The sequence below is a fragment of the Bradyrhizobium canariense genome, assembly GCF_019402665.1.
Taxonomy (GTDB): Bacteria; Pseudomonadota; Alphaproteobacteria; order Rhizobiales; family Xanthobacteraceae; genus Bradyrhizobium; species Bradyrhizobium canariense.
Map to the genome: position 1 here is coordinate 13,253 of NZ_VSST01000057.1, position 24,046 is coordinate 37,298.

The 24,046-nt window shown below is 63.4% G+C and carries 32 protein-coding genes and 1 pseudogene; 22 read left to right on the top strand and 11 right to left on the bottom strand.

The window, feature by feature from the left end:
- The first annotated feature begins 246 nt into the window (after nt 1-246).
- From FXB41_RS28835 to FXB41_RS28855, 5 genes are all read left to right on the top strand, one after another.
- On the top strand, nt 247-516 hold the full coding sequence (locus tag FXB41_RS28835; protein WP_219684141.1) for a hypothetical protein: 270 nt from the start codon (nt 247-249) through the stop codon (nt 514-516).
- A gap of 900 nt (nt 517-1,416) precedes the next feature.
- On the top strand, nt 1,417-1,776 hold the full coding sequence (locus FXB41_RS28840) for a hypothetical protein (RefSeq protein ID WP_219684142.1): 360 nt from the start codon (nt 1,417-1,419) through the stop codon (nt 1,774-1,776).
- Nucleotides 1,777-1,814: 38 nt separating this feature from the next.
- Nucleotides 1,815-2,273 carry a hypothetical protein gene (locus tag FXB41_RS28845; protein WP_245285851.1) on the top strand — a complete coding sequence of 153 codons (459 nt, stop codon included), beginning with the start codon at nt 1,815-1,817 and terminating at the stop codon, nt 2,271-2,273.
- 47 nt (nt 2,274-2,320) lie between these two features.
- Entirely contained in the window at nt 2,321-2,512 is a 192-nt protein-coding gene (locus FXB41_RS28850) for a hypothetical protein (RefSeq protein ID WP_007590801.1), read from the top strand.
- A gap of 69 nt (nt 2,513-2,581) precedes the next feature.
- Complete coding sequence (locus FXB41_RS28855; RefSeq protein ID WP_157158529.1) at nt 2,582-2,764, top strand: hypothetical protein; 183 nt, start codon at nt 2,582-2,584, stop codon at nt 2,762-2,764.
- Between the two features lie 80 nt (nt 2,765-2,844).
- Here the strand turns inward: FXB41_RS28855 and FXB41_RS28860 are convergent, their stop codons facing one another.
- Nucleotides 2,845-3,051: a hypothetical protein gene (locus FXB41_RS28860; protein WP_007590800.1), complete on the bottom strand. Its 207-nt coding sequence runs from the start codon at nt 3,049-3,051 to the stop codon at nt 2,845-2,847.
- 158 nt (nt 3,052-3,209) lie between these two features.
- Entirely contained in the window at nt 3,210-3,872 is a 663-nt protein-coding gene (locus FXB41_RS28865) for a hypothetical protein (protein ID WP_219684143.1), read from the bottom strand.
- A 486-nt stretch (nt 3,873-4,358) separates the two neighbouring features.
- On the opposite strand from FXB41_RS28865, the gene FXB41_RS28870 reads away from it, so the two are divergent.
- The 4 genes from FXB41_RS28870 (at nt 4,359) to FXB41_RS28885 (ending at nt 5,839) form a co-directional block, all read left to right on the top strand.
- Nucleotides 4,359-4,529 carry a hypothetical protein gene (locus FXB41_RS28870; RefSeq protein WP_007590796.1) on the top strand — a complete coding sequence of 57 codons (171 nt, stop codon included), beginning with the start codon at nt 4,359-4,361 and terminating at the stop codon, nt 4,527-4,529.
- A 309-nt stretch (nt 4,530-4,838) separates the two neighbouring features.
- Nucleotides 4,839-5,081, top strand: coding sequence for a hypothetical protein (locus tag FXB41_RS28875; RefSeq protein ID WP_007590794.1), 243 nt, complete (start codon nt 4,839-4,841; stop codon nt 5,079-5,081).
- Between the two features lie 134 nt (nt 5,082-5,215).
- On the top strand, nt 5,216-5,443 hold the full coding sequence (locus tag FXB41_RS28880; RefSeq protein WP_198288291.1) for a hypothetical protein: 228 nt from the start codon (nt 5,216-5,218) through the stop codon (nt 5,441-5,443).
- Between the two features lie 105 nt (nt 5,444-5,548).
- Nucleotides 5,549-5,839 (top strand): Zn-ribbon domain-containing protein, encoded by a 291-nt coding sequence (locus FXB41_RS28885; protein ID WP_219684144.1) that lies wholly within the window; start codon nt 5,549-5,551, stop codon nt 5,837-5,839.
- A 1-nt stretch (nt 5,840) separates the two neighbouring features.
- On the opposite strand, the gene FXB41_RS28890 is transcribed toward FXB41_RS28885, so the two are convergent.
- Both FXB41_RS28890 and FXB41_RS28895 read right to left on the bottom strand, forming a co-directional pair.
- On the bottom strand, nt 5,841-6,227 hold the full coding sequence (locus FXB41_RS28890) for an NUDIX hydrolase (protein WP_219684146.1): 387 nt from the start codon (nt 6,225-6,227) through the stop codon (nt 5,841-5,843).
- 145 nt (nt 6,228-6,372) lie between these two features.
- Entirely contained in the window at nt 6,373-7,482 is a 1,110-nt protein-coding gene (locus tag FXB41_RS28895; RefSeq protein ID WP_219684148.1) for an AI-2E family transporter, read from the bottom strand.
- 444 nt (nt 7,483-7,926) lie between these two features.
- Here FXB41_RS28895 and FXB41_RS28900 point away from each other — a divergent pair, with 444 nt between their 5' ends.
- Entirely contained in the window at nt 7,927-8,154 is a 228-nt protein-coding gene (locus tag FXB41_RS28900) for a hypothetical protein (protein WP_219684149.1), read from the top strand.
- Between the two features lie 74 nt (nt 8,155-8,228).
- On the opposite strand, the gene FXB41_RS41795 is transcribed toward FXB41_RS28900, so the two are convergent.
- Nucleotides 8,229-9,101, bottom strand: coding sequence for a DapH/DapD/GlmU-related protein (locus FXB41_RS41795; RefSeq protein WP_376707518.1), 873 nt, complete (start codon nt 9,099-9,101; stop codon nt 8,229-8,231).
- Between the two features lie 251 nt (nt 9,102-9,352).
- On the opposite strand from FXB41_RS41795, the gene FXB41_RS28910 reads away from it, so the two are divergent.
- Together FXB41_RS28910 and FXB41_RS28915 are read left to right on the top strand one after the other, a co-directional pair.
- Entirely contained in the window at nt 9,353-11,401 is a 2,049-nt protein-coding gene (locus tag FXB41_RS28910) for an acetoacetate--CoA ligase (RefSeq protein WP_219684151.1), read from the top strand.
- Between the two features lie 93 nt (nt 11,402-11,494).
- On the top strand, nt 11,495-11,797 hold the full coding sequence (locus FXB41_RS28915; RefSeq protein WP_007590765.1) for a hypothetical protein: 303 nt from the start codon (nt 11,495-11,497) through the stop codon (nt 11,795-11,797).
- Nucleotides 11,798-11,800: 3 nt separating this feature from the next.
- Here FXB41_RS28915 and FXB41_RS28920 read toward each other — a convergent pair whose 3' ends face one another.
- Both FXB41_RS28920 and FXB41_RS28925 read right to left on the bottom strand, forming a co-directional pair.
- Complete coding sequence (locus FXB41_RS28920) at nt 11,801-12,037, bottom strand: hypothetical protein (protein ID WP_026233472.1); 237 nt, start codon at nt 12,035-12,037, stop codon at nt 11,801-11,803.
- 338 nt (nt 12,038-12,375) lie between these two features.
- Nucleotides 12,376-12,663, bottom strand: coding sequence for a hypothetical protein (locus tag FXB41_RS28925; RefSeq protein WP_007590763.1), 288 nt, complete (start codon nt 12,661-12,663; stop codon nt 12,376-12,378).
- Nucleotides 12,664-12,853: 190 nt separating this feature from the next.
- Here FXB41_RS28925 and FXB41_RS28930 point away from each other — a divergent pair, with 190 nt between their 5' ends.
- The 3 genes from FXB41_RS28930 to FXB41_RS28940 all read left to right on the top strand — a co-directional run bounded on the left by FXB41_RS28930 (nt 12,854) and on the right by FXB41_RS28940 (nt 14,488).
- Complete coding sequence (locus tag FXB41_RS28930; RefSeq protein WP_007590762.1) at nt 12,854-13,441, top strand: formyltransferase family protein; 588 nt, start codon at nt 12,854-12,856, stop codon at nt 13,439-13,441.
- 212 nt (nt 13,442-13,653) lie between these two features.
- Nucleotides 13,654-13,998, top strand: coding sequence for a hypothetical protein (locus FXB41_RS28935; protein WP_007590760.1), 345 nt, complete (start codon nt 13,654-13,656; stop codon nt 13,996-13,998).
- A complete protein-coding gene (locus tag FXB41_RS28940; protein ID WP_007590758.1) occupies nt 13,943-14,488 on the top strand; it encodes a hypothetical protein in 546 nt (181 codons plus the stop codon). The genes FXB41_RS28935 and FXB41_RS28940 overlap by 56 nt, the downstream gene beginning before the upstream one ends.
- 52 nt (nt 14,489-14,540) lie before the next feature.
- Here the strand turns inward: FXB41_RS28940 and FXB41_RS28945 are convergent, their stop codons facing one another.
- Entirely contained in the window at nt 14,541-14,939 is a 399-nt protein-coding gene (locus tag FXB41_RS28945) for a RidA family protein (protein WP_219684152.1), read from the bottom strand.
- Between the two features lie 151 nt (nt 14,940-15,090).
- On the opposite strand from FXB41_RS28945, the gene FXB41_RS28950 reads away from it, so the two are divergent.
- Nucleotides 15,091-15,966, top strand: a complete 876-nt coding sequence (locus FXB41_RS28950; RefSeq protein ID WP_007590753.1) for a DMT family transporter — start codon at nt 15,091-15,093, stop codon at nt 15,964-15,966.
- 217 nt (nt 15,967-16,183) lie between these two features.
- A complete protein-coding gene (locus tag FXB41_RS28955) occupies nt 16,184-17,614 on the top strand; it encodes a caspase family protein (RefSeq protein ID WP_007590751.1) in 1,431 nt (476 codons plus the stop codon).
- A 75-nt stretch (nt 17,615-17,689) separates the two neighbouring features.
- Here the strand turns inward: FXB41_RS28955 and FXB41_RS28960 are convergent, their stop codons facing one another.
- Both FXB41_RS28960 and cysK read right to left on the bottom strand, forming a co-directional pair.
- On the bottom strand, nt 17,690-17,932 hold the full coding sequence (locus tag FXB41_RS28960; RefSeq protein WP_007590749.1) for a BrnA antitoxin family protein: 243 nt from the start codon (nt 17,930-17,932) through the stop codon (nt 17,690-17,692).
- 3 nt (nt 17,933-17,935) lie between these two features.
- Nucleotides 17,936-18,913 carry a cysteine synthase A gene (gene cysK, locus FXB41_RS28965; protein WP_007590747.1) on the bottom strand — a complete coding sequence of 326 codons (978 nt, stop codon included), beginning with the start codon at nt 18,911-18,913 and terminating at the stop codon, nt 17,936-17,938.
- Between the two features lie 223 nt (nt 18,914-19,136).
- On the opposite strand from cysK, the gene FXB41_RS28970 reads away from it, so the two are divergent.
- Nucleotides 19,137-19,355, top strand: coding sequence for a hypothetical protein (locus tag FXB41_RS28970; protein ID WP_007590746.1), 219 nt, complete (start codon nt 19,137-19,139; stop codon nt 19,353-19,355).
- 33 nt (nt 19,356-19,388) lie between these two features.
- Here FXB41_RS28970 and tgt read toward each other — a convergent pair whose 3' ends face one another.
- The gene (gene tgt, locus FXB41_RS28975) at nt 19,389-20,537 is read right to left on the bottom strand and encodes a tRNA guanosine(34) transglycosylase Tgt (protein ID WP_219684154.1); all 1,149 of its coding nucleotides are present in this window, start codon (nt 20,535-20,537) and stop codon (nt 19,389-19,391) included.
- A gap of 205 nt (nt 20,538-20,742) precedes the next feature.
- Between tgt and FXB41_RS28980 the strand changes: the two genes are divergently transcribed.
- From FXB41_RS28980 to FXB41_RS28995, 4 genes and pseudogenes are all read left to right on the top strand, one after another.
- The gene (locus FXB41_RS28980) at nt 20,743-21,951 is read left to right on the top strand and encodes a patatin-like phospholipase family protein (RefSeq protein ID WP_219684155.1); all 1,209 of its coding nucleotides are present in this window, start codon (nt 20,743-20,745) and stop codon (nt 21,949-21,951) included.
- 134 nt (nt 21,952-22,085) lie between these two features.
- Nucleotides 22,086-22,832, top strand: a complete 747-nt coding sequence (locus FXB41_RS28985; RefSeq protein ID WP_219684156.1) for a TetR/AcrR family transcriptional regulator — start codon at nt 22,086-22,088, stop codon at nt 22,830-22,832.
- 248 nt (nt 22,833-23,080) lie between these two features.
- Nucleotides 23,081-23,683 carry a PepSY domain-containing protein gene (locus FXB41_RS28990; protein ID WP_007590739.1) on the top strand — a complete coding sequence of 201 codons (603 nt, stop codon included), beginning with the start codon at nt 23,081-23,083 and terminating at the stop codon, nt 23,681-23,683.
- Between the two features lie 220 nt (nt 23,684-23,903).
- Nucleotides 23,904-24,046, top strand: a pseudogene (locus FXB41_RS28995) (aspartate-semialdehyde dehydrogenase); the annotation flags it as partial.

The following is a 24,046-nucleotide window of genomic DNA, read 5'->3' on the forward strand; positions in this document are numbered from 1 at the left end:
CCACCGATCCTCATTTGCCGCAAATGCAGGGGGCGAATGGACTACCTCGCGACGCTGCCTGCGATTGTGAACCTACCGGCAGTGTATGCTTACAGGTGCCTCCCCTGCCTGAGAGTTGACACCGTCGCTCTGGAGTAGCCCGCATCGAGCGCCGAGGCTTATCCACACCCACGACCCGCAGTAGCTCGCCGCCGACCGACGCCCCTACCAATCGATAATTTGCAGCCTGCATCGAGGCGCGTTTTGATGGGGCATGCCTCGCTCCGCCGTCATAGCGCCACTCATTTCAGTCGCCGCCCGGTCAAGATCACTTTCGGCGAGCTGCGCGAGATGGGCATAAGCGGCGTCATGGTCTGGTGCCACTGCGGCCATCACGTCGCGGTCAGCGCCGATCGCTGGCCCGACGAACTGCGGCTTTCTGATCTTGAACGGCGGTTTATCTGCCAAGTCTGCGGTAGTCGCGGCGCCGATGTGCGGCCTGACTTCGCCCCTCCCAAAATGGGCACCAACGTATGAGGCCCGCCAGGCTTAGCCGGCGGGCCCTTTGATGGCTCACTGAGGAGGCTTCTTCGTTGCGGTCGGTGGCTTCGCTGTGCCACTGCTGGGGGTATCATAATGCGCCGAGTTACGTCCGCCCCCAGGCTTCCCATTCATTTTGCCCGCCGATGTTGGAGACGTCATAAAGCCGGCGGCGATCATCGCGCCGCCGAACGCAACAATCACAAACAAAGCAGTAGCTCTTACGATTTCGGCGCGTTCTCCGGCCTGTCGTTCCCCCGTGTAGGCCGGGACTTCGCCTCCTGCCAGTGGAGTGAACCTTTATGTAGCCGGCTCAGACAAATGAATGTCCGGGATTTTGCTGATCCCTCTCGGGGCTGGAACGCCGCCGCCTGCGCTTCATTTCAAGCGGGCGGCGTTTTCATGAGGAAAGCCTATGGTACGCGCGCACCCCCAGCTTTGGTGCGGAATTCAGTATCTATTCTGACTGAACAAGCGCCTAGTCATTCGATCACCGGCCCATCACGGCATCTATCGGTGACTGAGAGCTGCTCGTGCTCCCGCCCTACGCGGAGCCACCCTATGCCAACCAGAAAAAAACAAACCATTCCCCTGACAACGCGACTTGCTCAATTGGCGGAGGAAGCCCGCCGCCGCGCCGAGGCGGCTCCGCTCGGAGCGAAGCGCGAAACTCTCCTGAAAGCGGCGCGCATAAGCGAAACCGCCCTCCAGCTCCAGCAATGGATTAGCTCACCTGGATTGAGAGCACCGAGCTAACGGGAAGGGCCGCCCGGTGGGCGGCCTCTTTTCTTTGCCTCACTGTGACGGCTTGGCTGGCCCCCGACCCGCCAAGGCGCACGGCCGACGGCCGGAACGATCCGCCAGCAGCGCAATTGCTCCCTGAGTAGGAGTTGCGTCATGCGTCATGCGCCGTCGATCGTGCCGCTGGATAGGCTCGACCGGGAGATTTACCTTGTGCTGGAAGACTTGGGCGCGCGCGCCGGCTGCTCCTGGCGGGAGACCGACGAGCAGGACACCGACGTCGAGGCCATCATCCGCGACCTGCTCTCCGGGCAGTACGCCTATCCGGTCCATATCGTCGCCTTCAACGCGATCGAGGGCCGGGCTCGCGATGCGACCAGCGAGATCGCTGACGAGCTGGCCGAGCGCGTCACAGGGCGCGCCGAGATCACGCCGGCCTTGCAGGCCTTCATCCGGGCCAATGCTTCCCGACCGTTTGCTGTACAACTGGCGCTCCCTCTACGGGGCGCCGCCTGACTTCAAATCTGTGATCGACATGTTGCGTGGGGACTGCGGTGACAGTGATCAAGCAGGCACAGTTATCGGAAGTTCGCCCTTCCCCTCCGCCTGATTTTTTGGTACCAAATAAAATGAAACCAGCAAAAAAGATTCGTGCCAAAAAGCATCGCGGCCGCCCCGCTACTGGTCAGGGCGTCCAGATCGGCACGCGCTGGCCGGAGGCGACTGTCGTTCAGATCGACGCATGGGCGTCGCGGCAGGAAGACACTCCGGCTCGCTCTGAATCCATCCGTCGGCTGGTCGATATTGGCTTGGGCAAACCCGCCCCCGCCCTCGCGGTTACGTCTGCCGCCAAGGCCTCGTCCGAGCGGGCTCGGGAAATGGCGGGTAAAGCGATCGACAAGCTCAAAGACAACAAAGCGAGCCCGGATGACCAGGCCAGCCGCAAGCGGCGGCTCGTCAAGGGACCCGAGGAATTCCAGAACGTTCGACGCGATCGGCCAAATCGAAAATGATTTGACCGGCGCCCGCTTGGTCAATCTCGCCTCAAGGCAAAAAGCAAATGATCAAACCCAAACGGTCGGCCGAGCAACAAATCGCGGACGAAGCCGATCGAAGGACCCTCAATCCGATAGCATCGAGACAGACAATAGCGGACAGTCAAGCCACTCCGGAGTTTCAGGAAAACCTCAAACGCCTGAAGTCCGAGCGGCTGGAGCGTGAGGCTCGACTGAATCCGAAGCGCAAGGTCTGATTTGAGCTTGTCGACCTTTCGCCTCGCCTGGTTGGGCCGGTCAGGCCAACGGGCCGCGTTGGATGGAGGGTGCAGAAGGTCGTGGAAATGTTGAATCGACGGTGGATGATCTTCCTGCTGGTTTCCGTGGTGATCGTTTGCTCGATCTTCGCAGGCGCTCGGTACTATCTCAGCAAATGCCATGGCATGGATGCGTGCGCGGCCGCCGAAGCCGAGAGCCATGAGCGAGACAAGCCGGCCGAGCCACAATAGTTTTCGGATAAAAGCCCGCTGCGAAGACGGACGACCCCAACGGCGAGCTCGCGAATGAAAGTCAGGACCGCGACGACGGACTACACCACGCCGCCGAAGTCGATGCCTTCCTTGGCAAGCGCCTCAGCTTCCTCGGCGGACGTTGTCGGCTTCGTATCGAGGTAGGGGCGCTCGGACGCTGGCAAAATCGTGCGGAGGTTCTGGCCGTCTGTCCGCGTGATGCGAGCAACCCAGCGCTTGGGCCCGTGCTCAAGCCGTTCGATATGGTACTGCTTGTACGTAATCATGACCGTCGGACGCAACTGACGCTGACACAGGCTTTATTCTATCCAACCAGGCATCGCCGCACAACGGCCGCTTAAACTGGGTTAGGGCCCGCCAGCCCGTCAACGCGAACCCGGCCGCGATGGCGCACACAGCCCCAGATGATTTGCCTGACCTACCTTCAGCTCTCCGGAGCTGACACCGTAGCCGGCGTGCTCAGCGGAGCTCCTCCCACCGAAACTGGCCCGATAGATTTCGACTGCCGGGCGATCCGCTTACGGATCGCGGCGGACAGTCCGTAGCGCGCATGCGCTCGTCGAACGGAGGACGTGACGTCCGACATCATGGCATTTTGCAGCGAGTCGATCTTCGCAATCAGTGTGGACAGCTGCGAAGATACCTTCCTCACATCGACCCGTTCGTCCGTGATGCTCTGTCGCAGCGAAAGCAGCACCATCGAATCCGCCTGCAGCACAGCCGCGTTTTGTTGCAATGCCTGGTTGCTCTCCTGCAGCGAAGCCGTGTGTTGCTGCTGGGTCGACTGAATATCCTTCAAGGCAGCGACAACCGGATCCGGCTTTGGCGCTGAAGCCTCTTGCCGCGGTAGCAACTCAGCCAGGCTGCTCAGATTGAGCGACGGCAAGCCGGACGGCCATGTGTAGATCGCCGCCGCGCCGTTGATGGCCAGCGCACACACCGACAGCGTCATAACCGACGTCCGGCTGGACCGCTTGACGGGTTCTGGAGCGTCCAAGCTTGCGGGTTCGTCGGCGGCGATGGCCGCAGCCAGTGCGGCAGGGTCGAGCTGTTCGACAAGGCCTTGCGTTTCGAAAGTCGCGGTCATGGCATTGACCCCAAATGAGCGAGCAACAGGAAGCCGTCGCCGGAACGTCCTCGCGACGGCTCCCTTACGCAGCACCCATCTACAACTGTCTAAAATTGTCGGCTTTTCAGCTTAATTTCACGTTAGCGGCCGCGGCCTGCCGCAGACCCCGCCGCCCCGGCCGACTACGGGGTCGTGCGACAGACATAACTCGCAGGCCGATGCGAGAGCTCCTCCCGAGCCCGGGACGCCGCCTCGGCCCGAAGCGGATTTTCCGAAGTTGGCACACTACGCCTGTTTTGCCCGACGCGTCAACCGGCGTCTCCGCCGGATGCAAGACCGCCGTGTGCCAAAAAGAAAGCGTTGCGCCAGCAGGACTTAGCTACTGTGCATGGGGTTGTTTTCGCGATTTTGGCCAGCGTGTGTTCGTGCGCCGGCCCCTGCCCCAAAAGCCGCGAGACAACCCGCTCAAAAAGTGTAGGATTCGACAAAACAGGGAGGAGCGGCATGTTTGAAATCAGCGGTTTCGACACGGCAGGAATCGTCAGCCTCAAGCGGCTGTCACTCACCGCCGCCCTCAAGAAGGCCAAGGAACTTATCGCCGACGGGTGCTGGGGCGTTCAGGTGATTGGTCCAGGGGGCCAAGTCTACACCTCGTTCGAGGAGCAAGCCGCGTAGTCCGCCCGCCTTGGGCATCATTCGGAAAGCACCCGACCGACCGCGCGTCGCGCGCTCTGGCGGTTGCAACGATCGACGTGAAAACCCCAGCGCCTGGTGGAGCGCTGGGGCGTTTTCAAAATATCAATTGGTGAAGCAATGAGGCCTTCGTAGCAGCGATCTCGGCCATCGCTTGTGAACTGCTTCACACGTCCTTCGATCTTTCCACACCTTGACGAGGCTCAACTGCCGCACGCCGTGCCGTTGCCAATCAACTCGTTTGGGAGCACGCTCTCTCCAGGCGCGCAGACGCCACTCAGGGAGAAAGCCATGAAGGACACGGGCCTGGATCATCGCCACCGCGACAAGGATGGCGCGATCAGCAAGAAGCACGGCAACACGCTGGTCGGTACGTTGCGCAAGATCTACGGCAAGGGTTTTGCTGCCGGTTATCCGGATACGACTGAACTCAGCGAGGTCCTGCACCAGCTGAACGAGACATCGCTCAGCCAGTTGCGACGCGATCACGACACCGGGCATCTCGGCCACAAGATCGACCACGTCCCGAAGTGAGGGACTTCCCCTAGTCCCAACTTCAGGTAGACGATTCAACTTCGCTGCCGGTGGTCTCGCCGAACTTGCCGTTTGAGCTCTCGCAGCCCGAGCGCTAGGATGAGCCTTTTACGGAGGCTCATTTGAAACAGTTCATGATCATCACCGCCATTGCACTCGCCGTGACGGCTCCCGCCCGCTCGCAGGCTCTCGTCGATCCCAACAAGGTTGCACCCGAATATCGCGAGGCGGCAGAGAAGCGGCGGGCCGAGCAGATGCGGCAGCGCGAATGTGCGCTGAAGGCGGATCTCGAGAAGGTGCTGCCCAGGGATCGCACCGTCTATCTCAACCATTGCCTGGACACGATAGCGGCCAAGCAATAGGCGGCTGTTCAAGCGGCTTGAGGTCGCCGACGCGTTCAAGCTTTCTTCAGACATTTGGGATCACCTGACGATCCATTTCCATCAGTCATTGTCGATCGACCGCGCATGAGTTTCGTCCAGATTCAGTGCACGCGCTGCAAGACCGTGTTCCGCGACCGCGCGGGACGGTTGCAGGACGGCTATTCCAGGCAATGTCCGAGCTGCGAGGTGGTGCTGTTCTTCGCGGAGGATTCGCCGAACCCTCAGGTCAAGCAGGCCATGAAGCGCGCGCGCCAGGCTCGCAAGGAGCAGCGCGAAACCGAAATGGCCAGGATCTCCGCGCCGCAAGCGCGCGCCAATTTTTCGCGGGCCCACACCGGGCGGATACAGCTCTCATCGGAGGACGACGGGGACTAGCTCACCCGCGCTTCCGCGGAAACAGGCGGTCGCGGATGTAGCGCGAGGTCGGCGTCAGGCGGATGCCGCGCGGCTTCTGCCAGACGGCGCGATCAATCTCGTGCTTGTCGCCGATCGCGAGCCTGCCCTTGGCGCCCTTGGCGATGAAGATCGCGTCGCTCATCTTGCGGCCGGAGCGCTTGTTCCTGGTCGTCACTTCCTTCCAGAGGCTGATCCGGCCGAGCTTCAGCTTGGGCAGCTCTTCCTTGATTTCCCGCCGCAGGCAGTCCTTGTCGGATTCGCGCGCCCGCTTGCGGCCGCCCGGAAACATCCACAGGCCGTCCGACCGCCGTCTGACCAACAAGACCTTGCCGCGCTTGGCGGCAACCAGTTTGGAAGACTTCGCCATGTCCGCCGTAATCGAAAATAGAATCGAGCCCATGGTAACTTGTCTAGTCCGATAGACAAGTTCGGGATCGATCTTGATCATATGGGGCAACGCCGCCAGGTCTGATTGAACCCGGCAGGCCGATCCCGCCGTTCGAGGCGCCGGATCAGCCCTCGCCCGCCGCCGTCCCCGCCCTCGACCCCGCCTCTGCCCGGTCCTCCGTCCTGATCCAGGCCATCATCATCTCCCAGGCCACCGACAGGATGATGGGGCCGATGAACAGCCCGACGATGCCGTGGGCGAGCGTGCCGCCAATCACGCCGACGAAGATGACGATGGTCGGCGTGGTCAGGCCGCGCCCCATCACCAGCGGCTTCAACATGGTGTCGAGGAAGCCGACGACGACGAGAAACACGGTGAGCAGCAGCGCGGTAGTGACGTCCTTGGCGGTCCAGATCCAGATGATCACCGGCAGCAGCACCAGGAAGGCGCCGATCTGCACGATCGAGAGCAGCAGCACGATGAAGGCGAGCAGGCCTGCGCTCGGCACCGCGGCAAGCTTGAAGCCGATGCCGGCGAGCAATGCCTGCACGATCGCGACGCCGATCACGCCTTGCGCCACGGCGCGGATGGTCGCGCCCGCGAGCCCCAGGAAATGCTCGCTCTGTTCGGGCACGATGCGAAACAGGAAACCGCGGCCGGCCGCAACCAGCCTCGGCCCGTGCGGAAACAGGAAGCCGGCCACGAATACCGAGACCAAGAACTGGAGCGTGCCGACGCCTGCATCGCCCGCGAGCGACAAGAGCGGTCCCGCCAGCGGCTGGAGATACGGCGCCACCTCGCGCAGCACCGCGCGGATGTTGTTGTAAGCCTGCTCCCAGAGGTCGAATAGCCAGGGGCCAACGACCGGCCACGACTTCAGCTGCTCCGGCGCCGATTGAAGCGCGAGGTCGCCGGTGCCGAGCTGGTGCGCCAGTTCGCGCACGCCGTCCACTGCACTGATGCCGAGCCAGGTCGCAGGACCGATGACGATGCCGAGCGTGATCAGGGTCAGGATCGCCGCTGCGGTCTTGGGCCGGCCGCCCAGGATCTTGGCGACCCAGCTGAAGGCCGGGTAGAAGGCAACCGCGAGCACGCCGCTCCAGGCAAGGATCGGCACGAAGGGGCGGATGATCAGGAAGGTCCAGATGATCAGCAGGCCGAGCAGGCCGACGCGGATCACGAGCTGGATGATGTCCTCGCCCGTCAGGAGCTGACGCAGACTTTTCACGGGCACGGCTTTCCTTGCGGCATTGACGCGGGTTCCGGCATTTGCGCGGCCCAGCGTTATTGCCAGCCGCGCACCCGGCGTCAAGACGACCGGGCCGGCCCGAGCCGGTGATTAGGAACGCATCGGGCCATTCGGCATTCCGAGACGATGGCACGCCGCCCCAGAGAGCCCGTCGCACATGCGGGAATTCACCGCGGCATCCACTTTTCCCTGAAGCCAAACGCCGCACCGGGCTATTGGCGCTACGCCTATGCCGTCGGCGACAGGGCCCGCTCCGGGCGCGTGCAAGGCAGGCTGCCGTTGCTCGCCATCAGGCGCGTACAGATGCGCATCGACCGCGACATGCGGAGCATTAACGACGGTTAACCGGATTTCGTCCAACCGGTTTACGCCGATGCAAAGGCGCGCACCTACGCTTCCATCGAGGTCCCCCAAACCACTTTCGGTGCAATGGCCAATACCATCTGGACGATCGAAGAATTCACCTGCGCGGGTTGCGGCATGAACTACACCGCGACAAGGGAGGAGCACGCAGAAGTGCATTCCGGCAGCTTCAAGTGCAGGATCTGCAGCGGCGTGGTGCACACCTGGTCCGGCAAGCACCATTTCTTCGGCTGGGAAGCGGTGAAGGCCAAGCCACCCGTGTTCGGAAGGCGCTGGGCCGGGGTGCCGTGGTAGGCCAACCGACGAAGCCGGCAAGCTGAGGCTGTTCTGCGACGGCGGCCAGGGAGCAACGCTGCGGCCGTCGTGGCCTAGCTGTGAAGTTGCGCGTTGAGGCCCTCCCAATTTGGCGTACGTTTGGTTGCCTCGATCGCACCGCTCTGGGAATTACGACGAAACAGAAGGCCCTTCTGGCCTGATAGTTCTCTGGCTTTCAGGATTCGGCCATCTTCCAGAAGGATGCGCGCGCCCGCCGTGACATAACAGCCGGCTTCGACGATACAATCGTCACCCAATGAAATGCCGATGCCGGCGTTGGCTCCGATCAGGCAGCGCTCACCAACTGTGACCCTCTCTTTCCCTCCTCCGGACAGAGTGCCCATGATCGATGCTCCGCCGCCAACGTCGCTGCCGCTTCCCACAACCACACCGGCGCTAATGCGGCCCTCGACCATGCAGGGGCCGAGCGTACCGGCGTTGAAATTGCAAAAGCCCTCATGCATGACGGTTGTGCCCGGCGCCAGGTAGGCTCCGAGCCTTACACGGTCCGCATCTGCAATTCTCACGTCCGCAGGCGTCACATAATCCGTCATGCGCGGAAACTTATCGATGCCTGCCACCTCAAACGCGAGGGCACGCTTTCGCGCCACCATTCGCGCTTCCGGGACACGAGAGCATTCACAGGGACCGAGTGTCGTCCAGGCAACGTTGGGCAAAAGACCGAAAATTCCTTCAAGATTCAGGCAATGGGGCTGGACGAGCCGGTGGCTCAGGAGATGAAGTCGAAGATAGGCGTCGTGCACATCAGTCGGCGCAGATGCAAGAGAGTGAATTTCTGTACGAATGGAAACGATCTCGACATCGCGGATATCATCGTGTCGCGCATATCCGTCCGCCGATGCACCCAACGATCTGACGATCTCGTCGCTCGTCAGCCGTACCGTCACGGCCTTGTCGGCCGCCACAACCAGGCGCAGCCGAGGAAACCAGTCGCAAATCCCTCACCACTCGCGCCCCTCAGCTCCATCGTCATTTGAATGTCTCACACTATGATCCCAGACGCAGTGCATACGCGTTCCCGGCGAAATGGCAACTTCTGGTGGCTCAAAGGCGATCGCCCGGATTTGGCGAGCCAGACGCGGCTGCGCGAACTGCGACTTCTACTTCGTTCCATCGCCGGCTACACTCCTCTCCCTGCAATCAAAATCGATCCGCAATGACCTCACCCTTCGTTCCCCAGATCGCCCTCTACCGCAACTGGCTCGCCGAGCAGCGCGGCCTCACCTTCGCGACCTACGAAGACATGCGACAATGGTCGGTGCGCGATCTCGACGGGTTCTGGCACAGCATCTGGGACTATTACGATCTGCAATCGCCCACGCCGTTTGCGGCGGTGATCACCGAGCGCAAGATGCCCGGCGCGATCTGGTTTCCTGGCGCCCAGGTCAACTATGCCCGGCAGGTGTTCCGCCATGTGGATGCGGCTGACGCCGCCGGCCTGCCCGCGATCGTCAGCTGCGGCGAGGACGGCAAGCTTTACGAGACGAGCTGGCCGGAGCTGCGGCGCAAGGCGGCCGCGCTCGCGCTGCACCTGAAAGCAAAAGGCATCAAGCCCGGCGACCGCGTCGCCGCCTATCTGCCCAACATCCCCGAGACCATCATCGCATTCCTGGCGAGCGCCAGCATCGGCGCGGTCTGGAGCGTGTGCGCGCCCGATATGGCCGCGCCTGCCGTGATCGACCGCTTCAAGCAGATCGAACCCAAAGTGCTGATTGCCTGCGACGCCGTCACCTATGCCGGCCGCCGGCACGATCGCAAAGACGTCCTCGCCGAGCTGCGGCGATCGCTGCCGACGGTCGAGCACGTCATCCTGCACAGCGAGGCCGTCGCGCCCGCAGCGGCGGACGCCCTGCTCTCCGAGATCGTCGCAACAACGGGCGCGGAGATCGACGCGTTCGAGCCGGTCTGGCTGCCGTTCGATCATCCGCTCTGGATCGTCTATTCCAGCGGTACCACCGGCCTGCCGAAGCCGATCGTGCACGGCCATGGCGGCATCGTCATCGTGGTGCTGGCGCTGCTGGGATTGCACAACGATCTCGGCTGCTCATACCACGAGAACTCGTTCGGCGAGCGCTATCACTGGTACTCTTCGACCGGCTGGATCATGTGGAACAGCCAGGTCGGCGGCCTGCTCAGCGGCACCACCTGCTGCATCTTCGACGGCAGCCCCGGCGGCGCCAGAGACAAGCCGGACTGGACCACACTGTGGCGCTTCGTCGCGCAGTCGAAAGCGACCTTCTTCGGTGCGGGCGCCGCGTTCTTCGCCAACTGCGTCAAGGCCGAGATCGATCTCGCCGCCGCCGGTGATCTCTCACAGCTTCGATGTCTCGGCTCGACCGGCTCTCCGCTGAGCGCCGACACGCAAGCGTGGTTCAACGACCGCTTCGCGGCGCTCTCGAAAGCCAACGGCAGCAAGGCGCAGGCCGATATCTGGTGGGCCAACATCTCCGGCGGCACGGATTTCGCCGGCGCCTTCATTGGCGGAAATCGCGAACTGCCGCAGACGCCGGGCGCGATGCAGTGCCGTCTGCTGGGTGCTGCCGTGGAAGCCTTCGACGAACAGGGCCGCGCCGTCATCGGCGAGGTCGGCGAGCTCGTCTGCACCGAGCCGATGCCGTCGATGCCGCTCTATTTCTGGAACGACAAGGGCGATGCGCGCTATCGGGCGAGCTATTTCGAGACCTATCCGGACAATTTCGACGGCAGCGGCCGCGGGCCGGTGTGGCGGCATGGCGACTGGCTCAAGGTCGACCCGGACGGCTCCTGCATCATCTATGGCCGCAGCGATGCCACCATCAACCGGCATGGCCTGCGCATGGGCACGAGCGAACTCTATTCCGCGATCGAGGCCCTGCCCGAGGTGCTGGATTCCCTCGTCGTCGATCTCGAATATCTCGGCCGTGACAGCTACATGCCGCTGTTCGTGGTGCTGCGCGAAGGCGTCGCCTTCGACGGCGCAATGCAGGCGAAGATCAACAAGGCGATCGAGGCCGGCCTCTCGCGCCGTTTCCTGCCCAACGAGATTCTTGCGGTCGCCGAAATTCCGCGCACGCTCTCGGGCAAGAAGCAGGAACTGCCGATCAAGAAGCTGCTGCTCGGCCAGCCCGTCGAGAAGGTCATCAACCGGGAGGCGATGGCCAATCCCGCCTGCCTCGACTGGTATCTCGCCTTCGCACGCGACTATGTGGCGCGGACCGAGACTTGAGGGGGAGATCGCCCCAATTGCGCCGATGCCGTTTGGACTCCGTTCACCGATCGCCGCTAGAGCAGGATGGATCTTCCGCAACGAACGCGCGCCATGGCCGACCTCAACGCCGTCCTCACCAGGCTCAACGACCGTTTGCTCCGCCTCGAGGGCGAGCTGTTCGTGCTGCGCTCGCTGGCCCGCGCGACGCTGACGGCGGGCGATGACCACGCGGCGCGAATGCGCAAGCTGGTCGAGGCCGCAAAGGTCGCGCTCGACGACGAGGCCACGCGCCCCCTCGACAAGCCGACGCGCAAATATGTCGATGCGGCGACCGCGCTGGTAGAGGAATTGCTGGTCGAGCCGACCTCGGCGCGGCCGTTGTTCACCGTCATCGACGGCGGCCGGCGCGACTGAGCGTCAAACTGGCCGGCCGTCATCCGTCGCTGCGATATCGCCCGACTTGAGCCGGCTGAGGCCGGCTTCGATGATCGCGATCTCCTCGTCGATCTGGCCGATCGGCAGGCTGAAATCGTAGCCGGATCTGCTCTTCAGATCGACCGCAAGCCGCTGTCTGTGCATCATCAGCTCGTCGAGGCCGCGCCGGTTCTTCAGTCGGACATAGACGTCGACGATCTGCTCAATCGCGCTCGGCATGAAATAGGTCCCGGCGGAAAAGCCCGCACGGCGCACCCACGCCGGCGGGACAATCTCGGTGTCGCGGTACGCAATACAAATCCGCGACGGATTCGTCGATACGCCAAGCTGGTTGAGATCATGTTACCGTCAGATGATTTCGTGATGGCCGAGCACGAAAAAGCCGCTGGCAATTACGCCAGCGGCCAAATCCGGGTTCGAAAACGGATGCGGGTTGAAATGTCGCCAGCCCCGGTGGGTCCACGTTCTACCGGCAAATCCTGGATCACTCTGCTAAAAACGAAACACAGGAACCGGCCTATCTCCACTTGCCGCCCGACCGTGGTGGCGCGGCCACGCTAGTCCGAAACGCAAAAATATTTGCGCGGCAGCCTACGGTAGGCGCTGTAGCGGTAATGCGGCCGGTACGCGTAGCCGCGATAGAGTGCCGGCGGCTCCTGGCCGTAATAGGCGCCGTGATCAAAATTGATGACCGGCCCTTCCGCGCAGCGATAGGTGTCCCAGGTCGGGCCGATGAACGGTGCCACCCCAACCTCGGGCGGAACCGCCGGATAGGGTGGTCCGCCAGCGCGCGCCGCAACGGTTACGACCGGGGCCGCGAGAAGGACAAACCACGCGCTCCGCATGCGTTCGCTCCGAGCCGATGCCATGCGCGCATGGAAGCACCGGACCGGCCGACGCCGCAATCGCGGAGTTGATCGCGCACCCCTCGCCCGGTGCATTGTTGATAACCGGCGCAAACCCGGCGCGGGTGGTGACAGGACCTCCGGACGTGTTATCGGGAGATGACGCAGTTGCGAGACGGATCGGACACCCATGCGCATTACCCTCGTCGGCTCCCGCCATTTCGGCGTGACCACCCTGAACATGCTCCGGGAGCACGGTGTCTCGATCGTGCGGGTCGTGGTGGCCGACGCCGAGGATCGTCTCGCCGCGACAGCGAAGGCGGCAGGCATCGGGGTCGTGGTCCAGGCCAACCCCAAACTGGTGGTGGCCTCCGAGATCGCCCCCGACACCGATCTGATCGTCACCGCGCACAGCCACGCCCGGATCGGCAAGGACGCGCTCGAGGCCGCGAAGCTGGGCGGGATCGGCTATCATCCCTCGCTGCTGCCGCGTCACCGCGGCAAGGCGGCCGTGGAATGGACCATCAAGGAAGGCGATCCGATCGCCGGCGGCACGATCTATCACCTCGCCGACCGCATGGACGCCGGCGCCATCGCGGCCCAGGAGTGGTGCTTCGTCAAGAAGGGCGAGACGGCGCGGGAGCTATGGGAGCGCGCGCTGGCCCCGCTCGGGCTCAAATTGCTGGCCGACGTGATCGATTACGCCAAGGTCCACAAGGCGCTGCCGTCCAAGACTCAGGACGAGCAGTTCGCGACCTCGGCGCCAAGTCTTTCCTAAAGCCCCTTTCCTAAGCCCCTTTCCTGAGTCGCTGTCCTGACGTTTACCCTTAACGTGAGGGCTCGTTGATTCTGCTTCCAAAATTGCAGCCGGAAACCCAAATAAACCATTGTTCCCACAGGAACAATTTTCGATTTGGCACCGCACCAAATTTCCGTCACATTTGGCCCGAATAAGGGTCAGCATATCAGACAAATTCAAGGACGGATTTTATGCGTTTTGCTCGCATTGCGGCGTTCTGTGCCGCTTCAGTTTTCACCCTCGCCGCGCCCGCTTTCGCCCAGACTCCCTATGACGGCAACTGGCAGGTCACCATCGTGACCAAGAGCGGTTCCTGTGAGCCGACTGCAAGCTCCTTGCTGACGGTTGCCGACGGCAAGATCACCGCGCCGGGCGCTAACGTTTCCGGCACCATCGGCAGCGGGGGACTTGTGAAAGTTTCGATCAATGGTGCATATGCCAACGGTCAACTCAGCGGCAACGCCGGATCGGGGAAGTGGAATGGAGCATCTGCAGGCATACCGTGCAGCGGGCGGTGGGAAGCATCGCGCCAATAGAAAAATCGTGACGAACGGTCTGGGCCGGCGGTTGCTGATCGCGGCCGCCGTTATGTTTGCGGCCGGAATTGCCAACTCCGAGAGCAAGGCCCAGTCCGGCCCGTTCGCCCCGCTGGCCGGCAGCTGGAGCGGCTCAGGCACGGTCACTCTGGATGACGGCTCGACCGAGCGGATCCGCTGCCGGGCCAAATACGCTCCGATCGGACCGACTATGGAGTTGTCGCTGACCTGCGCCAGCGACGCCTACAAGTTCAACCTCGGCGCCAACGTCAGGGCTGAAGGCAGCGCCATCGCGGGCAGCTGGTCCGAGGCCAGCCGCAATATCAGCGGCTCCCTTTCCGGCCGCGGCGCCGGCGGAAACTATGAGCTGCTCGCCTCCACCGCCGGCTTCAACGCCAACATCTCGCTCAAGACATCCGGCAACAAGCAGAACGTCACGATGCGCGCCGACAGCCAGTTCCGCGGCGCCAACATCTCGCTCTCGCGCTAAGCCGATACGAGTAGATTGACAATCGACCCGGCGATCTCGCCGGGTCGATTTTTTATGTGCCCGGCACGAACGCCGTGACCTCGATCTCGACCTTGGCCCGGTCGTCCACGAGACCGCCGATGTAGAGCAAGGTCGAGGGCGGGAAATTGCGCCCCAGCGTTTCCTTCCAGGCCGTGCCGATGCCGGCCCCGGCTGCCTCATATTCGCTGCGGCTGGTCAGGTACCAGGTCAGACGAACGATATGCTCGGGGCCGGCGCCGGCCTCGCCCAGGAGCTTGATGATCCGCTTCAACGCGGTCCCGACCTGCGCTGCCATGTCAGGCGCGTAATTGCCGGTCTCGTCGCCGCCGGTCTGCCCGGCCAGCATCACCCAGCGGCCCGGTCCCTCGACCACGACACCATGGGAAAAGCCGCGCGGTTTTTTCCACTCGGCCGGCTGCAAGATGTCCATGAGCGAATATCTCCCGATTGTTCTCGTTGTTCACTGATGCCTTAGCACGCCGCCATGCATCGCTGCACCGGCAGATTTGGCCGTTGCAAATGGCGACGATGTCGCTGATACCGGCTCTCCCTCAGGACCCTCGCCTCCCACACCTGCGCCGATGAACACGACACCGTCCAAAACGATGGCTGCCCTGTGGATGGCCGGCTGGCTTTCGCTGATGCTGGTCATGGCGGTCGCTGGGCGCGAGACCACGCGCGAGCTGAACGTCTTCGAGATTATGGAAGTGCGCTCGGTGATCGGGTTCACGCTTCTGCTGCCGATCATCTACCGGGCCGGTGGCTTCAAGGCGGTCGCGACCAAACGCCTGCCCCAGCACCTCGCACGCAACGGGGTCCATTATTTCGCACAGCTCGGCTGGTTCTACGCACTGACGCTGATCGGGATCGGCCAGGTCGTCGCGATCGAATTCACCATGCCGATCTGGACGGCGCTGCTGGCCGCAACATTCCTGTCCGAGCGCATGACCGTCTGGAAGGTATCCGCGATCGTACTCGGCATCGTCGGCGTGGTCATGATCGTGCGGCCCGCCACCGGCGAGATCAATCCGGGCCAGCTGATCGCACTGGGAGCCGCGATCGGCTTCAGCATTTCCATGATATTGGCGAAATCGCTGACCCGGACCGAAAGCGCATTATCGATCCTGTTCTGGATGATCGTCGTGCAGATGGTCGTGGGCCTGCTTCCGACGCTCTATGTCTGGACCTGGCCGTCAACCTCCCTGTGGGGTTGGCTGTTCGTCATCGGGGTCTGCGGCACATTCTCGCACTATTGCCTCGCCAGCGCGCTCCGGTACGCGGATGCGACCATTGTGGTGCCGATGGACTTTCTGCGGGTTCCACTCACGGCGACCGTCGGTTGGCTGCTCTATTCCGAGCGGCTCGATGCCTGGACCGTGCTCGGCGCGGCGCTGATCCTCTGCGGCAATCTCCTGAATTTGAAGCCGGCTTCGCCGGTTCCTGTCCGCGCGCGCTGAACCTCCCGACGCCTCGTGCGACAAAACCAAGTGGCCGTGTGATTTGGATCACGTTGGAGGGGCTTTCCATCGTGCACATTCTGCCACACAGCAGCGGGTTGAACGCGACGAACTGCCGTTTGGTGTGCCAAGTCTTGGTGGCGCCAAGTCGGGCAATTCGTGTAAGTTCGTTGCCAATTTGTTGCTGCCTGCAATTCGATTCTGTTGGGGATTCCAGATGCGCACTCTCACCCTCCTCGCGTCGCTGATGTGCATGGCACTGTCGGTCAGTGCCGCGAAGGCCGACCGCCGTGTGGCTTTCGTCGTCGGCAACGGCACCTACAAGAACGTCGCACAATTGCCGAACCCGCCGATCGACGCCAAGGCGATGGCGGCAACGCTGCGCAATGTCGGCTTCGAGGTGATCGAAGGTTCGAACCTCTCGCGCGATCAGATGACGGAGAAGCTGCTGGACTTCGGCCGCAAGGCGCAGGGCTCCGATGTCGCAGTGTTCTATTATGCCGGTCACGGCATCGCGGTCGGCGGCTCCAACTATCTTCTGCCTGTCGATGCCGACATCAAGTCGGAGATGGACGTCAAGCTCGGTGCTGCCATCAACATCGATCTGACGCTCGAGCAGACCATGGGCGACGCCAAGGTCAAGCTGGTCTTCCTTGACGCCTGCCGCGACAATCCGTTCGCCGCCAAGATCAAGTCGAACTCCGCGACCCGCAGCGTCAACGTGCAGAGCGGTCTTGCCGAGATGAAGTCCGGCGAAGGCACGCTAATCGCGTTCGCCACCGGCCCGGGCCAGACCGCGCTCGACGGCCAGGAGGGCAACAACAGCCCGTTCACCCGTGCGCTGATCGACAACATCACCAAGCCCGGTGTCGAGATCCAGCAGGCGATGACGTCGGTCCGCGCCCAGGTCAACGAGGAGACCCACAAGGGTCAGCTGCCCTGGGGCCACACCAATTTGACCGGCGCGGTCTATCTCAACCAGGCTCCGACGACCCAGGTCGCCAATGCCGCACCGACGGCTGCTGGCAGCGCGCCAATGGCGACCGGCGGCAGCTCGGACGGCATCGAGCTCGAATACTGGCGCTCGGTGAAGGAGAGCAACAAGCCGGAAGAGCTCAACGCCTACCTCTCCGCCTACCCCAACGGTCAGTTCAAGGCGCTGGCGCTGGCACGCCTCGCGGCCATCAAGAGCGGCCCCTCGACCGCGACGCGTACCCTCACCGCTGGCGTCGATCCCGCGACCTTCACCGATGAGGCCACCCAGCTTACCGAGGACCAGATCGGCCTCGACAAGAACCTGCGCCGCGACGTTCAGCGTCGCCTCGGCGGGCTCGGCTTCGACAACAAACAGACAGGCGTGTTCAGCGAGGAGACCCGGTCGGTGCTCAAGCGGTGGCAGGCGGCGCGCGGCTATCCCGCGTCGGGTTACCTGAACAAACTCCAGCACAAGGCTCTGCTTTCGGAGGTTGTGGCCGGCCCGCCGACCGCGAGCGACAACAGCCAGAAGGCAGCCCGCCGGGCCGCCGCCCCCGCGGCCAGCAGCGCGCCCGCACCGGCTCCCCATCGCAGCAGCGGCGGCGATCCTGCCGGAGCAGCCTTCGTCGGCGGTGTCGTCGGCGGCATGATGGGCGGCATGTTCCGCCGCTGAGGCGACGCCAATCGCAGATACAAAAGCCCGGCTCGCGCCGGGCTTTTTCGTTGCGAGTCCCTCAGCCTTTGGTGCCTACTTCCCCGCGGCCTTTCGCAGGGCCTCGTTGATGCGGTCCTGCCAGCCGGGACCGCCGGCCTGGAAATGCTCCAGCACGTCCTGGTCGATGCGCAGCGTGACCTGCTCCTTGACCCCCGGCGCCACGTTCTGTTTTGGCGGTGCTGCGGCGATCTTCGCCGTCACCTTCTTGAACGCCGCCTCGGCCTCCGTCCTGGCGTCGCCCAACGTCCGCGGCCGCCTCGGTGGTTGATCCGCCATGTCCTAGATTCCTTCAAACAGAGCCGTCGAAAGATACCGCTCGGAGAAGGACGGCACTATAGCCAGGATGGTCTTTCCCGCAGCTTCCGGCCGCCTGCCGATCTCGAGGGCCGCGGCGATCGCGGCGCCCGACGAGATGCCGCCCGGAATGCCCTCATGCCGCGCCAGCGCCCGCGAGGTCTCGATCGCCGTCGTCGAGTTGATCTTCACGATCTCGTCGATCACCGAGCGGTCGAGGATGTCAGGGACGAAGCCCGCACCGATGCCCTGGATCTTGTGTGGCGTGTGCTGGCCGCCCGACAGCACCGGGCTCTCCTCCGGCTCGACCGCGATCACGCGCAGCGAGGGCCTGCGCGGCTTCAGCACCTGGCCGACGCCGGTGATGGTGCCGCCGGTGCCGACGCCGGCGACGAAGAAGTCGATGTTGCCGCCGGTGTCGTTCCAGATCTCCTCCGCGGTGGTGCGGCGGTGCACCTCGGGATTGGCGAGATTCTTGAACTGCTGCGGCATCACCGAATTCGGCGTCGTCTTCAACAGCTCTTCGGCTGTCGCAATCGCGCCCTTCATGCCTTGCGCGGCGGGTGTCAGCACCAGTTCCGCGCCCAGAAAGGCCAGCATCTTGCGCCGTTCGATCGACATCGACTCCGGCATGACCAGCTTGAGCCTATAACCGCGCGACGCCGCGACGAAGGCCAGCGCGATTCCGGTATTGCCGGAGGTGGGTTCGATCAGCACGGTGTCGGGCTTGACGATGCCGGCCTTCTCCATCGCGATGATCATGGCCGCGCCGATGCGATCCTTCACGCTTGCGGCGGGATTGAAATATTCAAGCTTTGCCAAAATGGTCGCGTTCACGCCGTGCATGGCCGGTAACTGGCGCAAGCGCACGATCGGCGTGTCGCCAAAAGCATCGACGATCGAGTCATAGATCCGGCCGCGGCCGGGTTGGTGCGCTGCACCCGTGGTGGACGATGCGTCCATGATGAACTCCCTGTGGCGACGATTTGTGCTTCTGTTGCAGCTCTTGCGCAGTTAGAGACAGCCTGCGGCGACACGCAAGCGACATTGCGGCACATGTTAAGTACGCTGCATCGCAAAATCACGTGAGCAGTAATTATCAGAAAACCAGCGCATTTGTGTTGCGACCTCGTCAACTGATTCTGCTTATGTTAGACTTAGGTCTCAAAGCAGAGAGGTCACCACGATGTCAGCAGTCGCTGAAGTGTTGTCGACCGTCGCATCGAACCGCGCTCCGCGGTGCAGTGAGTTGCCCACCTGTCCCGTCTGCGCCGACTCCATGGTCGCCGCCGAAGGTTCTGCGTATGTGTCGGAACACCTGATCAGCTATCTCTGGACCTGCGACAATTGCGGCTACGGCTTCGTGACCAAGCACGCCGTCAAGCAGCGCATTCTCTGCAACTGACGTTTCCTCTGCATCCGACCTTGCGCAATTGACCTAGCGCGGGGCGATATCGCCCCTCGCCCAGTCATCGCGCGTACGCCGATAGAACTCCTCGAACGTGCCCTGTGCGACCGCGTCCCTGATGCCCCGCATCAGGAACTGGTAGTAAGCGATATTGATCTCGGACAGCAGCATCGCGCCCAGCGTCTCGCCCGCCTTGACGAGATGATGCAAATAGGCGCGCACGTAGCTGCGCGCCGACGGCCAGGAGCTCTCTTCGTCGAGCGGACGGGGATCGTCGGCGTGGCGCGCGTTGCGCAAATTCACCTGGCCAAAGCGTGTGAAGGCAACGCCATGACGGCCATTGCGCGTCGGCATCACGCAATCAAACATGTCGATGCCGCGCTTGACTGCCTCGAGGATGTCGTCGGGTGTGCCGACGCCCATCAAATAGCGCGGCCGCTCTTTCGGCAGCAGCGGCGCTGTCTCGTCGATCATCGCCAGCATCACGGCCTGCGGCTCGCCGACGGCGAGACCGCCAATGGCATAACCATGGAAACCGATCTCGACGAGGCCTTGGGCGCTGGCATGACGAAGCTGGGGTATGTCGCCGCCCTGCACGATGCCGAACAGCATGTAGCCCTCGGGCGCGCTCTCGAAGGCGCGCTTGCTTCGCTCGGCCCAGCGCAGCGACAATTGCATCGCGCGGTCGATGTCGGCGCGCTCGGCGGGCAGTCGCACGCATTCGTCCATCTGCATGGCGATGTCGGAGCCGAGCAAACGCTGCACCTCGATCGAGCGCTCCGGCGACAGCTCGACCTTGGCGCCGTCGATATGCGAACGGAAGGTCACGGCCTGCTCGCTGACCTTGCGCAGATCCGCCAGCGACATCACCTGGAAGCCGCCGGAATCCGTCAGCATCGGCCCGTTCCAGCCGGTGAATGTCTGCAGGCCACCAAGTGCCGCGATCCGCTCGGCACCGGGACGCAGCATCAGATGATAAGTGTTGCCGAGCACGATGTCGGCACCGGCCTCACGCACCTCGCGCCAGTGCATGCCCTTCATCGCGCCAGCGGTACCGACCGGCATGAAGGCGGGCGTGCGCACCACGCCGTGCGGCGTAGTCAGGCGCCCGGTGCGCGCGGCGCCATCGGTGGCGAGCAGTTCGAAATGATTGGGCAGACCGGTGTCAGGACGATTCATGACGGTGCTTATTGCGTGTCGGAGCAGGCCGATCAACCCGCCCAGGCGATGCCTCGGCCAGCTTATGCATCAGACTGGGACAACGGACACCAATATTGGGGACACGGAATTGTGCGGCGGCGGCGCTTGTTAAACAAAACGATACAGTGTAGTTTTACCCTGGGGGCTGGACGAGCTGCCGCGGCAATGTTGCCGGCGGCGGTAGATGCGTGATCGCCAGCCACCGCCAATGCCCTTCCCTTCAAGTTCGACTGTTCCGTCCGCCCGTTCGCATGGCTGGACAAGGCAGACCGGCGCCCGCCTGTTCGGATTGCTGGTCTTGACGTGCAGCCTTGCGCTCGGCGCCTGCACCTCCCTGCCCCGCACGCCCTATACGGCCACCGAAGCCAGCACGTCGCGCGTCCTCGATATCGACGGCCTCCGGCGCTACGCCGACGAACCCATCACGAAATTCAGCTTCGAGAAGGACACCAGCACCGCAACGAAGTCCTACCTGGCGCTGTCAGGCGGCGGTGCCGATGGCGCCTATGGTGTCGGCGTGCTGAACGGCTGGACCGCGGCCAGAACCCGTCCCACCTTCTCGGTCGTCTCGGGCGTGAGCACCGGCGGCCTGATCGCGCCCTTTGCGTTTCTCGGCTCGCGATATGACGACACTCTGAAGGAGGTCTACACCAGCGGTGTCGCGGAGAGCCTGTTGAGCGATCCCAGCATCATGCGCGTGCTGTTCGGATCCGGCCTGTTCGGCAACACGCGGCTGCGCGAGCTCGTCGCCCGCTATGTCGGGCCCGAGATCATGGCGCAGGTCGCCCGTGAAAACGCCAAGGGCCGAAGGCTGCTGGTGGTGACCACCGATCTCGACACCCAGCGGACCGCGATCTGGGACATGGGCAAAATCGCCGCGGTCGGCACGCCCGAGGCGCTCAAGCTGTTTCGCGACGTGATGGCGGCCTCCGCCAGCATCCCCCTGGTGTTTCCGCCGATCATGATCGACGCCGAAGGCGAGGGCCGCAGGTTTCAGGAGATGCATGTCGACGGCGGCGTGACCGCCCCGGTGCTGACGCTGCCGGAAGCCCTGCTGTTCCAGGGCAGTCGCCTTCCCGGCCCTGCGAAGCTGGACATCTACATCCTCGTCAACAAGAAGATCGAACGCAATTTCGAGCTTGTCTCCAACAGCACCATCGACGTCGCCTCACGCAGCCTGTCGTCGATCACCCAGTCGCAGACCCGTTCGATCATCTTCTCGACTTATGATTTTGCCAGGCGCAACCGCCTGGGCTTCCATCTCTCCTACATCGCGCGCGACTATCCGGCGGCTCCCTCGGAAGGGTTCGACACCGCCTATATGCGGGCGCTGTATCAGTACGGATATGAGAAGGCGGCGTCTGGCCAAGCCTGGACTTCGACGCTTCCGTGAGCGCTCGCCGAGGAACGGGGCCGTGCCGGGACGGTTGACGATGAGGCCCATTCGGCCAGATTAGCCATGACGCACCCGTTGCTGCGCGTTATAGAGCAATCACGGATGTCACGACCGCGCAGGAATCATTGGGCATGGGATTGACTGCGACCAGGACAAGACCGGCAGCTCAGCGGCGCGAGGTGCCGAAATCGCGCGGCGGCCGGCCGACGAAGAGCGCCGCGATCGAGCGCGATCAGCGGCTGATCGAGGTCGCCACCCGCCTGTTCCTGGATCGCGGCTTTGACGCGACCTCGCTCGATGCAGTCGCTGAAGCCGCGCGAGTGAGCAAACCCACCGTCTATGCCCGTTACGGCGACAAGCGCGGCCTGTTCGCCGCCGTGCTACGGCGCGAGATCGCGCGATGGCTTGCACCGCTATCCGCGGCCGCCGAGACCCAGCTCGGCAGCCCCTCGGACATCTCGGTCGAGCAGCGGCTGGTCGAGATCGGGCGCGAGATGCTGACATTCACCTGCGGTCCCGATGCCGTCGCCTTCAGCCGCATGATGACGTCGCAGGCCATCAACTTCCCCGAGATCGCCAAGCTCGGCAAGGAGGAAGGCTGGCTCAAGGCCGTCGCCACCACGGCACGCTTCTTCGACCATCTGGTGGCGCAAGGCGCACTCAACATGGAAGACACCACGATCGCAGCCGAGGTGTTTCTCGACGTCGTCGTGGGACACACCCACCGCATGGCGACCTTCGGAACGACGCTCGAGCTGAAAGACGCCGAAAAGCGTATGCGGGTTGCCATCAAGCTGTTCCTGGCCGGAGCGCTTGGCCCCCCGGACCGCCTCCAGGACGCCGCCAAGACCACGCGGCGGCGGCGCCCATCCCGCTGACAATTCCGTGAGATTGCGATCTTTCCAGTGAATCCCGCGCCCGCGCCGTTGACCAAAACAAAACGATACGGTATGGTTTAGTTATAGGGCGATGCGGATCGCTTTTTCACCAGCCCCAAGAGGTCCGCACCGCCTCGATCGCCGCGGCGGTACAGCCCGTCACGACGCTCAGCGGCCGACCGATGCCCAAGGTCGGCCGCAAATTCTTTACGATCATCCGGCACACTCGCTGGCCGAGGGTTTCGAGCATGACGACAGCCAAACGACGTATCTCGGGATTGCTCGCGATCGCCCTGTCCGCACTCCTCCTCGCGGCGCCGGTGCGGGCGATCGTGAGCACGGGCACGCCGACCGCCCTTCACAGCGACACAGATGGTGACGCTGAGGCCGACCGCCAAGCGGTCAGTCGCGAGATCGAGCGCTTCCGCAGCTCGTCGATCTCGATCAACCAGGCCATGGCGATTGCGGAAGCCCGCCACGCCGGTGCCACCACGGCGGATGTGAGTTTCGACGGAGCCTCCGGTGTGCCGGTCTACCGGGTGAAGACCCTGCACAACGACCGGATCTGGCGCCACACCATCAATGCGGCGACTGGTGAGCTCGTCGGCGGCGAAGCCGCCCTCCCTCTCGCCGAGCTCGACCTCGACGACCGCAGCAACCTCGCAGCGCTCGGTGCCATCAAGCATCGGCTTGCGGATGCCGTGCACGTCGCCGAACGCGCGGCCTCAGGCAAGGCGATCAGCGGCGGGCTGGTGCGCGAACGCGGCCGGCTGAATTTCGCGATCGTCGTCATCAGTGGCGACAACCTCAAGGAGGTCATCCTCGAACCGCCGGGCGCCCGGACTAAATAGCGGCAGCCCCAATCCCGCCGAAAAGCCATTGACGGGCGCAAAACTCTCCCGCATAAGCTCCCGCCATGTTCACGACCACCAAACGCACGACGAAAACCACCACGGCCTTCGGGGCCCGGGGAGGCGTGCGCGTGTAGTCGTCGACTAGAACGCAATCCACTCTACCGAAGCCCCGCCCTCGTTGGTCCGGGGCTTTTTTGTTGTCTGAATTCTCAAATCAATGGAGGACACAGTGAGTAACGATCCCGTCGTCGCGATTGTCGGCGTCACCGGTGCGGTGGGCGCCGAATTCATTGCCACCATGGACAAGCGCGGCTTTCGCGTCGGCAAGCTCAAGGCGCTCGCCAGCGCCCGCTCGGCCGG